The 16,006-nt window shown below is 57.7% G+C and carries 11 protein-coding genes; 9 read left to right on the top strand and 2 right to left on the bottom strand.

Going from position 1 to position 16,006, the window contains the following annotated elements:
• Positions 1 to 17 precede the first annotated feature (17 nt).
• Positions 18 to 818, top strand: a complete 801-nt coding sequence (locus G536_RS0109710) for a class I SAM-dependent methyltransferase (protein WP_022823398.1) — start codon at positions 18 to 20, stop codon at positions 816 to 818.
• A 67-nt stretch (positions 819 to 885) separates the two neighbouring features.
• Here G536_RS0109710 and pncA read toward each other — a convergent pair whose 3' ends face one another.
• Positions 886 to 1,494, bottom strand: a complete 609-nt coding sequence (gene pncA, locus G536_RS0109715) for a bifunctional nicotinamidase/pyrazinamidase (RefSeq protein WP_022823399.1) — start codon at positions 1,492 to 1,494, stop codon at positions 886 to 888.
• A gap of 285 nt (positions 1,495 to 1,779) precedes the next feature.
• On the opposite strand from pncA, the gene G536_RS0109720 reads away from it, so the two are divergent.
• From G536_RS0109720 to G536_RS0109735, 4 genes are all read left to right on the top strand, one after another.
• Positions 1,780 to 4,746 (top strand): SusC/RagA family TonB-linked outer membrane protein, encoded by a 2,967-nt coding sequence (locus tag G536_RS0109720; RefSeq protein ID WP_033369783.1) that lies wholly within the window; start codon positions 1,780 to 1,782, stop codon positions 4,744 to 4,746.
• 110 nt (positions 4,747 to 4,856) lie between these two features.
• Positions 4,857 to 6,512, top strand: coding sequence for a RagB/SusD family nutrient uptake outer membrane protein (locus G536_RS0109725; protein WP_022823401.1), 1,656 nt, complete (start codon positions 4,857 to 4,859; stop codon positions 6,510 to 6,512).
• 54 nt (positions 6,513 to 6,566) lie between these two features.
• Entirely contained in the window at positions 6,567 to 8,225 is a 1,659-nt protein-coding gene (locus G536_RS0109730; RefSeq protein ID WP_022823402.1) for a glycoside hydrolase family 28 protein, read from the top strand.
• Between the two features lie 167 nt (positions 8,226 to 8,392).
• Positions 8,393 to 10,336 carry a DUF4350 domain-containing protein gene (locus tag G536_RS0109735; protein ID WP_022823403.1) on the top strand — a complete coding sequence of 648 codons (1,944 nt, stop codon included), beginning with the start codon at positions 8,393 to 8,395 and terminating at the stop codon, positions 10,334 to 10,336.
• An 80-nt stretch (positions 10,337 to 10,416) separates the two neighbouring features.
• Here G536_RS0109735 and G536_RS27225 read toward each other — a convergent pair whose 3' ends face one another.
• Complete coding sequence (locus tag G536_RS27225) at positions 10,417 to 11,469, bottom strand: LacI family DNA-binding transcriptional regulator (RefSeq protein WP_022823404.1); 1,053 nt, start codon at positions 11,467 to 11,469, stop codon at positions 10,417 to 10,419.
• Positions 11,470 to 11,776: 307 nt separating this feature from the next.
• Between G536_RS27225 and kduD the strand changes: the two genes are divergently transcribed.
• The 4 genes from kduD to pelA all read left to right on the top strand — a co-directional run bounded on the left by kduD (position 11,777) and on the right by pelA (position 16,005).
• Positions 11,777 to 12,547 (top strand): 2-dehydro-3-deoxy-D-gluconate 5-dehydrogenase KduD, encoded by a 771-nt coding sequence (gene kduD, locus G536_RS0109745; protein WP_022823405.1) that lies wholly within the window; start codon positions 11,777 to 11,779, stop codon positions 12,545 to 12,547.
• Between the two features lie 113 nt (positions 12,548 to 12,660).
• Complete coding sequence (gene kduI, locus G536_RS0109750; protein ID WP_022823406.1) at positions 12,661 to 13,491, top strand: 5-dehydro-4-deoxy-D-glucuronate isomerase; 831 nt, start codon at positions 12,661 to 12,663, stop codon at positions 13,489 to 13,491.
• Between the two features lie 15 nt (positions 13,492 to 13,506).
• Positions 13,507 to 13,848, top strand: a complete 342-nt coding sequence (locus G536_RS0109755) for a cupin domain-containing protein (RefSeq protein ID WP_022823407.1) — start codon at positions 13,507 to 13,509, stop codon at positions 13,846 to 13,848.
• An 81-nt stretch (positions 13,849 to 13,929) separates the two neighbouring features.
• The gene (gene pelA / locus G536_RS32735) at positions 13,930 to 16,005 is read left to right on the top strand and encodes a pectate lyase (RefSeq protein WP_022823408.1); all 2,076 of its coding nucleotides are present in this window, start codon (positions 13,930 to 13,932) and stop codon (positions 16,003 to 16,005) included.
• Position 16,006 lies beyond the last annotated feature (1 nt).

The following is a 16,006-nucleotide window of genomic DNA, read 5'->3' on the forward strand; positions in this document are numbered from 1 at the left end:
AAATGATTTCTTGCAGCATGAACGAGCCCCTCAACTACCTTGCGCTGAACCGGCACCTCTGGAACATGAAAACCGACTATCATGTAGCGTCGGATTTCTACGATATGGTCAACTTTCGGGCCGGTAAGTCGTCGTTGCGGGAAGTAGAGCTGGGGCTGCTGGGCGAGATGGCCGGCAAGTCGGTGCTGCACCTGCAATGCCATTTTGGGCAGGATTCGTTGTCGTTGAGCCGGCTGGGGGCGCAGGTAACGGGCGTCGATTTGTCGGACAAGGCCATTGCCAAGGCCCGCGAGTTGGTCACCGAGCTGCACTTATCAGCTGAATTCATTTGCTCTGATGTGTACGCACTGCCTGAGCACCTGCACCAGCAGTTTGATGTGGTGTTTACCACCTACGGCGTGCTGGGCTGGCTCCCCAACCTCACTAAATGGGCCACCGTAGTAGCGCACTTCCTGAAGCCCGGCGGCCAGCTGTTGCTAGTCGAGTTTCATCCGGTGGTGTGGATGTTCGACAACGACTTCACCCGGGTGGAATATTCGTACTTCAACCGCGCCGCCATCGAGGAAATGGAAACCGGCACCTATGCCGACCGCGCCGCGCCCATCGAGCACAAAGCTATTTCCTGGAACCACAGCCTGAGCGAAGTGCTGGGCAGCCTGTTGCAGCAGGGCCTGGAAATTACGCACTTCGACGAGTACGACTACTCGCCCTACAACTGCTTTGCCAACCTGGAGCAGATAGCTGAGCACCGCTACCGTCTCCAGCATCTACCCGATAAGCTGCCTATGTTGTACTCGGTAATGGCCCGCAAGCGGTAAGTTGCGGTTCCAGGGCGGGAGCAACTGGACTGCACCTAGCCAACGATTCCTCCCGCCCCGGAACTACTTACTGCACTTCCGCGGCAGATACGAAATGCACGCCGTGAGCCAGCAAATCCACGCGGGCTTGGGCGTAGCCATCGGCGGAAATGGCGCGGGTGGCATCCTCAATGAAGAACACTTCGAAGCCTTGCTCCAGCGCGTCTTTGGCTGAAAAGTACACGCAGTAATCGGCGGCCAGGCCGGCCAGGTACACCTGCGTGACGCCGCGGCCGCGCAGATACTCAGTGAGGCCGGTGGCCTTGCGGTGCCCGTTGTCGAAGAAGCCGCTATAAGAGTCGATGGCGGGGTCGGTGCCCTTGCGGAACACGGCTTCAATTCGGTGCTGGTCGAGGGCGGGGTGCAGGTCGGCGCCGGGCGTGGTTTGCACGCAGTGGTCGGGCCAGAGGGTTTGGGGCAGCCCGTGCAGGTCGATTTGCTGGAAGGCCTGCTGGCCGGGGTGGCTGCTGGCAAAGCTGCCGTGCCCGGCCGGGTGCCAGTCCTGGGTGGCTACCACCAACTCGAAACGTGGCTGCAATTCATTCACCAGCGGCAGAATAGCGTCGCCGTCGGTTACGGCTAGGGCCCCGCCGGGTACAAAGTCATTCTGGATATCAATTAAGAGAAGCGCTTTCATTGAAGGAGCCTATTTAGAACGTCGGGTGAAAGTGGCAAGGAGCAGAGGCGAACCGAAGAAGCACCGCTACGAATTAGATAAATGTAGTGTTGGCCAGTGAAAAGCATACGTGAGTAGCGCTTGTGGGAACGTTGCCGGTAACGTTTGCATAAAAAAACAATGGACAACAAGCTTCCGCAAACGTTTGAGTTGCTTAATATTAACTAGCAGTCAAAGTACAGTGCTGCATGCAATGAGTGCAGTGAGCTTACCTGCTTGCTTCTTTATTACAATTCCCACCTACTCATGAAACATTCCTTACTACTACCAGCTCTCATGCTGTGCGCGGCGGCGCCGGCCTGGGCGCAGCAAACCCGGCAGCTCTCAGGGCAAGTGCTGGACGCTAAAACCGGCGAAGGACTGGCGGGCGTAACGGTACTGGTGAAAGGCACCACCAACGGCGCTTCCACCAACCCCGACGGCCAGTTTACGCTGAGCGTACCCGCTACGGGCAGCGTGCAGCTTACTATTAGTTACATCGGCTACGTTACGCAGACCGTAAGCCCCGGCAGCAATGACGCCGTGAAGGTCCGGCTGCTGGCTGATACCAAAGCCCTGGACGAGGTAGTGGTTATCGGCTACGGGCAGGTGAAAAAGAGCGACGTAACCGGCGCCATTGTATCGGTAAAGGAAGAAGACATCAAGAAGACGCCGGCGGCCAACGTTATGGAATCGTTGCAGGGCCGGCTGCCGGGCGTGGATATTGCGCGCACCAACGGCTCGGCCACGTCGGGCGTGAGCGTGACGGTGCGGGGTAACCGCTCTCTCACCGCCAACAACGGCCCGCTGTTCATTGTGGATGGCGTGCAGTACAACTCCATTCAGGACATCAACCCCAACGACATTCAGTCGATGGAGGTGCTGAAAGATGCGGCTTCCACGGCGGTGTACGGTTCGCGCGGGGCCAACGGGGTTATTATCGTTACCACCAAGCGCGGTACTTCGGGTCAGCCGCGGGTGACCATCAACTCCTACTACGGCCAGACCGACGTTGCGAACTACCCCAAGGTGAACAACGCCGAGCAGTACGTGGCTCAGAAGCGGGAAGCCAACCGCACTACGGGCCTGTGGAACAGCGCGGCCGACGATTCTAAAATCTTCACGCCCTACGAACTGGAATCTATTGGCAACGGTACCTCAACCGACTGGATGAATTTGCTACTGCGCAAAGGCGTGCAGCAGGAGCACCAGATCGGCCTCTCAGGCGGCTCCGAAAAAACCAAGTTCTACACCTCGTTCGACTACTTCAACGAGCAGGGTTTGTTTAAGCTGGATAACCTCAATCGGTACTCCATTCGCTTCAACATCGACCAGGAGATTAACAAGAAAATCACCATTGGTCTGCAAAGCCAGCTGACGTACTACAACCAGAGCGTCCGGCGCGACCCCACCAACCAGGCCAACAAAATTAACCCGCTGCTGACGCCTTATGACGCCAATGGCAACCTGGCTATCTTCCCCAACAGCGGCAACTTCATCAACCCCATCATTGATGAGGTCGATGGCAACTACGAGAACAACACCCGCACCACCCGCACCTTCACGACGGGTTACGTGAGCTACCAGATTCTGCCGAGTTTGAACATTCGCTCCAACTTGGGCCTCACGCTGTCCAACGCTCGCACGGGTATCTATCAGGGCAGCAATACCTTGGATCGTAACGGCTCGGTGCCGCAGTCGTCGTACGGCACGCAGTTTGTAACCAACTGGAGCTGGGAAAACATTATCAACTACAGCAAGACCTTCGGTGACCATTCGCTCACGGCCACCGGCGTTACGTCGTTGCTGACTTTCAACACCGAGAATTCCAACGCCCAGGGTCGCAACCAGTTGCTGGCCTCGCAGCTCTACTACAACCTAGCCAACGCCAACCAGCAGCTAGGTATCAATAGTGCCTACGAAGACAGCAAGCTGATTTCGTTTACGGGCCGCGTGCAGTACGGCTACAAGGGCCGCTACCTGCTCACGCTCACCGGCCGCGGCGACGGTTCCTCGAAGCTGGCGGCGGGCAACAAATGGGCTTTATTCCCGTCGGCGGCGGTGGCTTGGCGCATCATCGACGAAAACTTCATGAAAGACATCAGCGCCGTGACTGACTTGAAGTTGCGGGTGAGTTACGGCCGAGCCGGCAACTATGATGTACCGGTGTACTCGTCGCAGTCGTTGCTGTCGCGGATTCCGTTTGGCTACGGCGAAACCAGCGCGCCGGGCTACACCTTCGCTAACCGCATCGGCAACCCCAATTTGGGCTGGGAACTATCGAATACCAAGAACATTGGTCTGGACTTCGGGATGCTGGACAACCGGCTCACTGGCTCGGTTGATGTATATAACACCGAAACCAGCGACCTGCTACTCGACCGGTTTCTGCCGCTTAGCTCGGGCGTATCGGTTATCACCCAGAACATTGGTAAAACCCGCAACAAAGGCATAGAAGTAGGTTTGAACGGGCGCGTCATCGACAACGAAAACTTCAAGTGGAACGCCGGGGTGACGTGGTTTATGAACCGTGAGGAAATTGTGGACTTGGGCGGGGCCAGCAGCGACATCACCAACGGCTGGTTTATCGGCTCACCCACCCGCGTTATCTACGACTACGAGAAGATTGGCATCTGGCAGCTCGATGAAGCGGACCAGGCTAAAGCCTACGGCCAGAAACCCGGTCAGATTAAGGTGCGCGACCTGAACGGCGACGGCCAGATTACAGCCAGCGCCGACCGCAAAGTGCTGGGCTGGCGCGTACCGAAGTGGAACGGCAGCTTCAACAGTGACTTCAGCTACAAGGGCTTCGACTTGTCGTTCCAGTTCTTTGCCCGCATGGGTCAGATGTTCAACTACGAGTACAACAGCTTCTACGACCCCCAGGGCATCGAGAACAGCTCCCGCCAGAACTACTGGACGCCTGAAAACCCGTCCAACGACTACCCGCGGCCGGACGCCAGCCTCTCGAAAACCACGCAGCAAAGCGCTTTGTACGGCAATACCCTGTACTACCGCGACGGCTCGTACGTAAAGCTGCGCGCTGCCACCTTGGGCTACAACATTCCGAAATCGGTGCTAGACAAGCTACATATGTCTTCGTTGCGGGTGTACGTGCAGGGCAAAAACCTGGCAACCTGGAGCGACATTGAGGACTACGACCCAGAGCGCGGCGGGGGCATTACGTCGCCCATCCCACGGGTGGTATTGGCGGGTCTCAACCTCGGTTTCTAATCACAGTGCTTTGATGATAGGGCATCGTGCTTAGTCTGATGGATTTCTTCCTGAGAAGAATAATTCAATAAGCATCAAGTGTCAAGCACAACTTACCACGCATCAACTCCATGAAAATATCTCGCATATCCCTCGGTCTGGCTGCCTGCGCGCTGGCCGTGCTTTCTTCCTGCGAAAAGCAGCTGGAAGAATACAACCCCTCGGGCCTCACCGCCGAAACCGTATATACCACGCCCGCTGGCTTTGAAACGCTGGTGAATGCCGCCTACTCGTACACCCGCTGGTGGTACGGTAAAGAAGACGGCTACAGCGCCTCGGAAATGGGCACCGACCTGTGGCAGCGCGGCGCCGGCGACGTCAACCCCGACCTGACCGACTACACCACGCTGCAAGGCAGCTCCCGCGCCCTCGAAGCCTTGTGGGGCAAGCTGTATGCCGCCGTTAACCTCTGCAACGCGGGTATCAACCGCATTGGGCAGTCGGGCATGACGGACGCGCAAAAGAAAACCCGTGAGGGTGAGTTACGCTTTCTGCGCGCTTTCTACTACTGGCACATTGTAGAAACCTGGGGTGGCGTGCACTTCACTACCGATGAAACCACCACGGTGCAAACCACAGCTAACCGTACCCCGATTGAGACGTTCTACAAGCAGATTTTCGACGACCTGAACATTGCCGTAGCCAACCTGCCGAACACCACCACCGAGTACGGCCGGGTGACAAAGCCCGCCGCCGAGGCGTTCCTGGCCAAGATGCACCTCACCCGTGGCAACAACCAGGAGGCTGCCACGCTGGCCCAGCGGGTGATTTCCAGCTACGGCTACTCGCTTCAGGCCAACTATGCCGATTTGTGGTCGATGACCAACCTGGAAAACAAGGAAATCGTGTGGGCTGTGAACTACTCGAAAGAGCTAAGCCTAGACGATAAGCGTGATGATGTTTTGTACCCCGATGGGCACCCCCGCGGCGCCAACAACGGCCACCTGCTCTGGACCATGAAGTACGACGACCAGCCCGGCATGACGCGCGACATTGCCAACGGCCGTCCCTTCAACCGCTACATGCCGTCGTTGTTCCTGCTCAGGTTGTTCGATGAAACCAAGGATTCACGTTACCTCGCTTCATTCAAAACCGCCTGGATTGCCAACACGGCCGTGACTGGAGCTAAGCCTCTGGCCAAAGGCGATACTGCTATTCTGGCTACCAAAAAGGAAATTCCAACCAGCGTTGAAAACGCCAAGAACTACCGCACCTACGACTTAAGCAAGGTGTACAACCCCGCTACGGGCGCAGTAGTCGGCGACCGGCTGCACTACGTGTGCTTGCGTAAGTTCGACGACCCGACCCGCCCAACCATTGCCGAAGAGCAAAGTGCCCGCGACGCCTACGTTATCCGGCTGGCCGACGTGTACTTGATGGCCGCCGAAGCCAACTTCAAGCTGGGCAACACCACCCAAGCCGTTACGCAAATCAACGCGGTGCGGGAGCGGGCCGCCTTGCCTGGCAAAGTGGCCGACATGCGCATCACCGCCGCCAACTTGAGCCTAGACTTCATCCTCGATGAGCGGGCCCGGGAACTGGCCGGCGAGCAGCTCCGGTGGTTTGACCTCAAGCGCACCAACCGCCTAGTGCCACGGGTGAAAGCCAACAACCCCGAAGCGGGAGCCAGCATTCAGGATTATCACATGCTACGGCCCATTCCGCAACGCCAGCTGGATGCCATTCAGAACAAAGCGGAGTTCATACAGAACCAGGGATACCGCTAATACTTTCCACGAAACCCCACTGGTGACTTAGCCAGTGGGGTTTTATTTGCACCTATGAAACAACTTACTGCTTGCGTTCTAGCCCTTTTCACGGGTGGCCTGCTGGCTTTCCGGCCCGCTGCCGACACGCCGCCCACCTTGCCCAAGGTGGTGGAGCCAACCTTCAGCCGCGACACGTTCAACATCACCAAGTACGGGGCGGTGGCCGACGGTCAGACCCTGAACACCGAAGCGTTCCGCAAAGCCATTGACGCCTGTAGCCAGAAAGGCGGCGTGGTGCTCGTGCCGCGCGGCTTGTGGCTCACCGGCCCGATTCAATTGAAAAGCAACGTGAACCTGCATGTACAGCGCGGCGCGCTGGTGCAGTTCAGCAGCAAGCTTTCCGATTTCCAGCTGATAAAAACCAACTGGGAAGGCGTGGATGCCGTGCGCAACCAGTCGCCGCTTTCGGGTTCCGACCTGGAAAATATTGCCATTACCGGCGAAGGAGTTTTTGACGGGGCCGGCGACGCGTGGCGCATGGTGAAGAAGGAAAAGCTAGCCGAAGGGCAGTGGCAGAAACTGGTGAAATCGGGTGGTGTGGTGGACGCCAAAGGCACCACCTGGTACCCCACGGCGCAGTCGTTGAAGGGCTCTACTACCACCAAGCCCGGTGTCTTGCAACCCGGCAAAGACATTGCCGACTACGCCGACATCAAAGACTTTCTGCGGCCTAATATGCTAAGCTTGCAGCGCTGCAAAAAGGTGTTGCTCGAAGGCTTTACCATCCAAAACTCACCGGCCTGGACCATTCACCCGCTGCTGTGCGAGAACATCACGCTGCGCGGCGTAACGGCCCGCAACCCCTGGTACGGCCAGAACACCGACGCCCTGGACCTGGAGTCGTGCAAGAACGGCATCGTGGAGAACTGCACTTTCGACGTGGGCGACGATGGTATTTGCATCAAGTCGGGCCGCGACGAGCAGGGCCGCAAGCGCGGCGTGCCTACCGAGAACTTCATCATCCGCGACACCAAAGTGTACCACGCCCACGGCGGCTTCGTGATTGGCAGTGAAATGTCGGGTGGGGCGCGCAACCTGTACGTGACCAACTGCACGTTTATTGGTACCGATGTGGGACTGCGCTTTAAAACCACCCGCGGCCGCGGTGGGGTGGTGGAAAACATCTTCGTGGACGGCGTGCAAATGACCGACATTGCCGGCGAAGCCATCCTGTTCGACATGTACTACGCCGCCAAAGACCCCGTGCAGGTGACTGGCGAGGCGTTTGCCATTCCCGAAATCAAGGCCGAGCCGCTGAACGACGGTACCCCGGTGTTCCGCAACTTCCGCATCAAAAACGTGACCTGCAAAGGTGCTGCTACCGGCATTCTGGTGCGCGGCTTGCCTGAAATGAACGTGCAGGATATTGAAATTGAAAACGTGGTGCTGGAAAGCAAAAAAGGCTTGGTATGCCAGGAAGGCAACGGCATCCGGCTGAAGAACGTGTCGCTGTACTCCACGGAAACCAAGCCGGTGATGGAAGTGCAAAATAGCCAGAACATCACCCTCGACAATATTAAATACGCTTCTGGCGCCGATTTGCTGTTGCGCGTAACCGGTGACCGGAGCAAGGCCGTGAAGCTGGTGAATACTAACACCAAAGCCGCCAAAAAAGACGTGGAGCTCGGCCAGAAGCTATCCAAGAAAGTGGTAACAGTTTCCCAGCTGTAATCTGTCCTCCCCATCTTTGTCTGTCATCCGGCGCTTGCGCAGGACCTTGTGCTAGTAGAACGAACCGGTGTAATACTACCCGTTCCGTCAGCACGAGAGCCCCGCGTAAGCGCCGGATGACAGAAGTTTTTCAACTAACTACCGAAACTTAGCCTGCCTTTCCGCCTATGTCCATTCGCCGTTTCCTTTCCACCGGCTTGCTGCTGACTACTCTTTCCGCCACCGCCCAAACCAAACCGGCAGCCCCCGCCATGTCGCAGCGCATGACCGATGCGTTTATGTCGTGGTACCCCGATTCCATCCTCATCGGCAACCGCACCACTGCCCGCTGGGACTACGAGCAGGGCCTGATGATGAAGGCGCTGGAGCGAGTATGGATGCGCACCGGTGACCCCAAGTACTTCTCCTACATTCAGAAGGACCTCGACAAGTTCGTGCAGGCCGATGGCAGCATCCGCACTTACAAGCAGGAAGATTACAACCTCGACAACATGGCCACCGGCCACGCGCTGCTCTTGATGAGCCAGGTGTCGTTGGGTAGCTCGGCGGCGCAGCAGAAGTACATCAAAGCCGCGCAGTACCTGCGCAAGCAGCTGGACGGCCAGCCGCGCACCAAAGCGGGCGGCTTCTGGCACAAGAAGGTGTACCCCAACCAGATGTGGTTGGATGGCCTGTACATGGCCCAGCCGTTCTACTCCGAGTACAGCAATGTGTTCAACCAGCCCACTGGCTTCGACGATGTAGCCAAGCAGTTTGCCCTCATCGAGAAGAACCTGGTGGACCCTAAAACCGGCCTACTTTACCACGGCTACGACGAAAGCAAGGAGCAGAAGTGGGCCAACAAAACCACTGGCCAGTCGCCCAATTTCTGGGACCGGGGCATGGGCTGGTACGCCATGGCCTTAGTGGATGTACTGGATTATTTCCCCGCTAACCACCCACAACGCGCACAGCTCGTCAAGGATTTGCAGCGGCTGGCGCCCGTGCTAGCCAAGTACCAGGACTCTAAAACCGGCACCTGGTCGTTGGTAGTAGACCAGGGCTCCCGCAAGGGCAACTACGCCGAAGCTTCGGGCAGCAGCATGTTCGTGTATGCGCTGGCCAAGGGCGTGCGCCTGGGCTACCTCGACAGTAAGTACGCCGCCGTGGCTAAAAAAGGCTACGACGGGTTGCTGAAAACCTTTGTAACCACTGAAGCCGGCAACGCGCTGGCCTTCAACGGCACGGTAAGCGTGGGCGGCCTCGGCGGCAACCCCTACCGCGACGGAAGCTTCGAGTATTACCTGAGCGAGCCGCTCCGCAAAAACGATTTGAAGGGTGTAGGGCCGTTCATCATGGCCAGCGTGGAAATGGAAATTGCCGCCGAGAGTGCTGCCGGTAAAGGCAAAACCGTAGGCCTCGACAACTACTTCAACCACGAAATCCGCAAAAGCCCCTTGACTGGTGAGCCGGAGCCTTGGCACTACACTTGGGAGGAGCGCCAGCACGGCGGCTTCTATCTGTGGGGCAACCAGTTCCGGGAGTTAGGCGCCAAAACCGTTACCATTCCTACTGCTCCTACGGCTGCCGCGTTGAAAAACGTAAATGTCTACATCATCGTGGACCCCGACAGCAAAAAGGAAAGCCCCAAGCCCAACTTCGTGCAGCCCGCCGACGTGCAGGCTATTTCCGATTGGGTGAAGGCCGGCGGTACGCTGGTGCTGATGGCTAACGACACTTCAAACTGCGAAATTCCGCGCTTCAACACGCTGGCCAAAGCTTTTGGCATTCAGTTCACCAACACCAGCATGAACATGGTGCAAGGCAGCCAGTTCGACCAAGGCCTGGTGACTTTGCCAGCCGGCAACTCGGTGTTCAAAACGGCCCGAACCGCCTACGTGAAAGAACTGTCGGTGCTGGACGTGAAGAGCCCCGCCAAGCCGCTTATCAGCAACGGCAACAGTGTAATTATGGCCACCGCCAAAGTGGGCAAAGGGACAGTATTCGCCATCGGTGACCCGTGGCTGTACAACGAGTACACCGACGGCCGCAAAATCCCAGCGAAGTTCGAGAACTTCCAGGCTGGCAAAGATTTGGCGACTTGGCTGTTGCAGCAGAGTAATGCTAAGTAAAGCTAAGAAACGCGTGTAAAACAGAAGGCCCGATTCCGTACGGAATCGGGCCTTCTGTTTTATCGGTGTACAGATGCCGGTTATTTTCTGGAAGCTGCGCCTGCGTGCTCGGCGTGTTCCGGTAAGCGGGTGGAGTCGCGCACAATCAGCTCGGTTGGGATTTTAACGGTACCTACGGGCTTGGCGCGGTGCTTGAACTCGATTAAGTCAATCAGACGCTCGGCCGCTACCTGCCCGATTTCCTGGGCGGGCTGCACTACGGTGCTCAGCGAGGGGGACAGCAAATCGGCCACGTTCAGGTTGGTGAACCCAATGAGCGATACATCATCCGGAATGGCTAGGTTGCGTTGGTGCAAGGCCTTCAGGCAGCCTACTGCCAGCCGGTCGGAGGCAGTGAAAAAGGCATCGGGCATGGGGTCTAGGGCCATCAACTCGTCCACCATCGGGCCTACCTCGTCGGGGCCAAAGGTACCGTAGCGGATTAGTGTTTCATCGTACTCCAGGCCATACTTTTCTAGGGCAGCGCGGTAGCCGGCTAGGCGCTCCTGGGTGATGCTCAGCCAGGGCTGAATGGTGAGGTGCGCTATGCGCCGGCGGCCCGACTGAATCAGGTGTTCTGTGGCGGCAAACGCACCCCCGAAGTTGTCGGCTACCACCTGCGTCACGCCCAACTCGTCTGCTACCCGGTCGAAGAGCACAATGGGTACGTGTTTGTCGAGCACGTCGCGCAGGTGGGCCACGTCGGAGGTTTCACTGGACAGCGAAATCAGCAGCCCATCCACCTTGCGCGACATGGCTTGGTGCACGTTGGCCATTTCCCGCTCGTAGGATTCCTGGCTTTGGAAAATAATAACGTGGTAGCCACGGTTGTAGGCAATAGCCTCGATGCCGTTGATAGCCTGCGAAAAGAAATAGTTGGCAATTTGGGGCACGATAACGCCGATAGCCCGGCTGGCGCTGCCTTTCAAACTAAGCGCAATAGGGTTGGGGCGGTAGTTGAGCCGCTCGGCACACTCCATTACCAGCCGCTTCGTTTCCGGGTTGATTTCGTAGCTGCCCCGCAACGCGCGCGACACCGTGGAAGTGGAAATGTTCAGCTCGCGGGCAATGTCTTTTATGGTGAATGTTTCCAATGGGAAGGCAGGTTTGAGGGAGTAGGGTAGGAGGTGGGCTTCCTAAAGTGCAAGAGCTGTGAACAGCAGCGCCAAGTGTCTTACCGGGGGTGAAAGTAGAAAGAGCTACTCAGTTTAGCCACACCACCGCCAGTAAAACCTAGCAATCCACTTGTTGGCAACGTTCCCGATAACGTTTGCGAGAATAAACATTGTTCTATTCTTCGTTTTGGCTAACACAATCCTTAATCTTTACAGATACGATGTGCTTCAGGTTGTATGAAAAGTACATCATTTTCCCTCTAAAAGTTTACAAACTCCTATTTGCATGGCCTTCGCTGACTCTTTCGACCTAACCGGAAAGATTGCCTTAGTAACGGGCTGCAACCGTGGTATCGGGCAGGCCATGGCCTTGGGCTTAGCCGAGGCCGGCGCCGACATCATCGGCGTATCGGCCTCGTTGGCCCTGAGCGGCTCCGACACTGAGCAGCAAGTGCAAGCCCTGGGCCGACAGTTCCACGCCTACCAGGCCGATTTCAGCCAGCGGGCCTCCGTAGATGCCTTCATCAAGCAAGTGCAGCAGGACTTCCCGCGCATCGATATTCTCATCAACAACGCCGGCACCATCAAGCGCGCCCCCGCCGCCGAGCACGCCGATGAGCTGTGGGATGAGGTGCTGGCTATCAACCTCGATGCGCCGTTCCGCTTGGCCCGTGCCATTGGCGGGCAAATGCTTCAGCAGGGTAGCGGCAAAATCATCTTCACGGCCTCGCTGCTGACCTTCCAAGGCGGCATCAACGTGCCGGGCTACGCCGCTAGCAAAGGTGCCATTGGCTCGGTAGTGAAGGCCCTAGCCAATGAGTGGGGCGGCCGCGGCGTGAACGTCAACGCCATTGCCCCCGGTTACATTGCCACCGACAACACCGAAGCCCTACGCAATGACCCCGACCGGTCGGCCAGCATTTTGAGCCGCATTCCGGCCGGCCGCTGGGGCACCCCCGCCGACTTCAAAGGCCCAACCGTGTTCCTGGCCTCGTCGGCCGCTGATTACGTGCACGGCACCATCCTCACCGTCGATGGCGGCTGGATGGGCCGGTAAAGATGAAGTTGCGAAGTGGTGAGTTTTCCGTTCTTGACAGCGCCAAGCGCACAGAACGCGCCACTATAACATCACTTCACAATTTCACCACCTCACAATTTCACCACTTTCCAATGACCCAACGATATGCCATCAGCCCCCGCGAAACGGCGGCGATGAACACCCAGCAACTGCGCGAGAATTTTCTGATTGAAGACGTGTTTGTGGCCGGCGAAATCGAACTGGTATACACGCACTACGACCGGATGATTGTGGGCGGCGCCACGCCTACCACCGAGCCGCTGACCTTGCCCTGCCCCGAGAATCTGAAAGCTGATTTCTTCTTGCAGCGCCGCGAACTGGGCATCCTTAACACGGCCGCGCCCGGCACCGTGACGGTGGATGGCACCGTGTATGAGCTAGGCAACCAAGATTGCCTCTACGTGGGCAAAGACGCTAAGGAAGTGGTATTCGCCTCCACCGACGGCAACCAACCCGCTAAGTTCTACTTGCTGTCGGCGCCGGCGCACCACGCTTACCCCACGCGCCGCATGACCCAGGCCGAGGCTACGCCCGTGGAACTAGGCACGCCGGAAACTGCCAACGAGCGCACCATCTATAAGTACATCTACCTGGAAGGCATCCAGAGCTGCCAGCTGGTGATGGGCCTGACTCGGCTCAAGCCCGGCTCGGTGTGGAACACCATGCCCAGCCACGTGCACGACCGGCGCATGGAAGCGTATCTGTACTTCGATTTGCCCGAAAACCAGCGGGTGCTACACATGATGGGCCAGCCCCAGGAAACGCGCCCTTTGTGGGTGAACAGTGGGCAGGCTATCCTCTCACCGCCGTGGTCGATTCACACCGGTTGCGGCACCAGCAACTACACGTTCATTTGGGGTATGGCCGGCGAAAACCTGGAGTACACCGACATGGACCCCGTTACCATTCACGACCTCCGCTAGTTACTGATTCGCCCTATGGCAATTCTTGAAGCTCCTTTTCAACTCGACAACAACAGTCAGCCCTGGCTGCCGGTAGCCGACGGTTTGCGCCGTCAGATACTCGCCTATGGCCCCGACATGATGCTGGTCCGGGTGGCATTTGAGCAGGGCGGTATTGGAGCCCGGCACCAGCATGTGCACACCCAAATCACTTACGTGGAAAGCGGCGTGTTTACGGCTACCGTGGGCGACGATACGCGGGTGATGCGCGCAGGAGACGTTTTTTATGCGGCCTCTAACGTGTGGCACAGCGTGGAATGCCTGGAAGCAGGTACACTGCTGGACACGTTCAGCCCCATGCGCGAAGATTTTATCTAGTCTGGTTCACTTGAAACGATGCGGACTCAGCACCATAACTTATTGAGAAAACTACTGCTCCTGCTGACGGGAATAGGGGGGATGGGGATCTTTTCAACCCGGGCCCAGCAGGTGACGGTGGCGGCGGATGGTTCGGGAAATTTCCGGACCATCCAGGCCGCGCTCAATAGTTTGCCTAATACAGCCGCAAAGCCGCGCACGGTGTACATCAAGAATGGCACTTACCGCGAAAAAGTGCTGCTCGATAACAAGCAGCAAATCATATTGAAAGGGCAAAGCGAGAAAGGCGTTATCCTGACCTACGCTCTTGCCCGTGACGAGTGGCGCTGCAACCCCGACGGCGGCCAGGACGACTGGGGCGTGGCGACGCTCAATATGCGCAACTCGCCCGACATCACCCTCGAAAACCTGACGGTCCTCAACACCTACGGCTTCGATGCGAAAGGCGAAGTGGTAATCGACTGCCCAACCGACCCAACAAAAAAGAAAACCATCAGCAAAACCGGCCACCAGATGGCCTTGCGCACCATGCCAGGTACTACTCGGCTTGTGGTGAAGCACTGCACGTTCCGCGCCCTGGGCGGCGACACCGTTAGCCCCTGGGATACCGATGCAGGCCTGTACTACTTTCAGGACTGCACCATGGAAGGTGGGGTGGATTTTTACTGCCCCCGCGGCTGGGCCTATGCCGAAAACTGCCGCTTCATCTGCCATAATCCTAACGCGGCCATCTGGCACGATGGCTCGGGCAACAAGGACTCGAAAACGGTACTGAAAAACTGCGTGTTCGAGGGCGACGACAATTTCAAGCTGGGCCGTTTCCACCGGGAGGCACAGTTCTATTTGCTGGACTGCAAGTTTGCCAAGAACATGGCTGACGCCGACATTTACTGGGCCACCTCCGGACCGGGCGCCAAAGAGTGGGGGCGGCGCGTGTACTACGCCAACTGCCACCACACTGGCGGCGATTACGCCTGGCACCAAGATAACCTCAGTGCCGCAGTTGGCGCGCCCAAAGCCTCCCAAATTACGGCCGACTGGACGTACGGTGGGCGGTGGTACCCAGTATCGGGCAAGAAAGCCACCGTGGCATTAGCCCCTTCCAACCCAGCCAAAACCAACTCCACACTGCCCACGGCCGCCAACCTGCGCGCCGACCAAGCCGACAGCATTGCCGAGAAGATGCTGGTGTATCAGCGTAGTGTGGGCGGCTGGCCGAAAGCCGTGAAGGAAGTGAAGGTAGACTACACCAAGCCGTTGTCGGCGACGCTGCGGGCTAGCACCCTAGCCGATGCCGACCGCAAAGACGCCACCATCGACAATAAAGCCACCACCCGTGAAATAGAGTATTTGCTGGCGGCTTTCAAGCGCACCAATAACCCGGTGTACAAACAAAGCGCAGAGCGGGGTATTCGCTACTTGCTGAAAATGCAGTACGCTAACGGCGGCTTCCCGCAGTTCTACCCCGATTTCAGCGGCTACCGCCACCAAATTACTTACAACGACAACGCCATGGTGCGGGCCCTGCTGGTGCTGCGGGCCGTAGCCAACCAGCAAGCCGATTACGCCTTGGTGAGCCCTGAACTGGTAGTACCCGCCAAAGACGCCGTAGCGCGTGGCATCGACTGCATGTTGAAAACGCAGTACGTGCAAAAAGGCAAGCGCACCGCGTGGTGCGCGCAGTACGACGAAAAAACGTTACGTCCCGACAAGGCCCGGGCTTTCGAGCTGGCCTCATTGAGCGGTGATGAATCGGTGGCTATTGTGGAGTTCCTGTTAGGTATTGATAACCCTTCGGCGGAAGTGAAGCAGGCCATTGCCAGCGCCATTGCCTGGTTCGAGCAAGTGAAAATACCCAACATGGCCGTGAAAGAAGTGCAGGACCCCAAGCAGCCTACCGGCCGCGACCGGCTGATGATAGCCGAGCCCGGCGCCAACCTATGGGCCCGCTTCTATGACCTTGAAACCAACCGCCCCATCTACGTCGGGCGCGACAGCAAAGTACATTACACCTTAGCTGAAATAGAGAATGAGCGGCGGGCGGGCTACGTCTACGCGGGCACTTGGCCCGAGAAGCTGCTTACCAAAACCTACCCAAAATGGCAGCAGAAATGGGCTGCCGTCCCCGCCACTGTATCCCCGCAAGCAAGTAAATAAC

The sequence above is a fragment of the Hymenobacter norwichensis DSM 15439 genome, from assembly GCF_000420705.1.
Classification (GTDB): domain Bacteria; phylum Bacteroidota; class Bacteroidia; order Cytophagales; family Hymenobacteraceae; genus Hymenobacter; species Hymenobacter norwichensis.

Coding starts and splice junctions, on each gene's coding strand:
- G536_RS0109710 (WP_022823398.1), top strand. CDS start 18: ATGAACGAGCCCCTCAACTACCTTGCGCTGAACCGGCACCTCTGGAAC.
- pncA (WP_022823399.1), bottom strand. CDS start 1,494: ATGAAAGCGCTTCTCTTAATTGATATCCAGAATGACTTTGTACCCGGC.
- G536_RS0109720 (WP_033369783.1), top strand. CDS start 1,780: ATGAAACATTCCTTACTACTACCAGCTCTCATGCTGTGCGCGGCGGCG.
- G536_RS0109725 (WP_022823401.1), top strand. CDS start 4,857: ATGAAAATATCTCGCATATCCCTCGGTCTGGCTGCCTGCGCGCTGGCC.
- G536_RS0109730 (WP_022823402.1), top strand. CDS start 6,567: ATGAAACAACTTACTGCTTGCGTTCTAGCCCTTTTCACGGGTGGCCTG.
- G536_RS0109735 (WP_022823403.1), top strand. CDS start 8,393: ATGTCCATTCGCCGTTTCCTTTCCACCGGCTTGCTGCTGACTACTCTT.
- kduD (WP_022823405.1), top strand. CDS start 11,777: ATGGCCTTCGCTGACTCTTTCGACCTAACCGGAAAGATTGCCTTAGTA.
- kduI (WP_022823406.1), top strand. CDS start 12,661: ATGACCCAACGATATGCCATCAGCCCCCGCGAAACGGCGGCGATGAAC.
- G536_RS0109755 (WP_022823407.1), top strand. CDS start 13,507: ATGGCAATTCTTGAAGCTCCTTTTCAACTCGACAACAACAGTCAGCCC.
- pelA (WP_022823408.1), top strand. CDS start 13,930: ATGGGGATCTTTTCAACCCGGGCCCAGCAGGTGACGGTGGCGGCGGAT.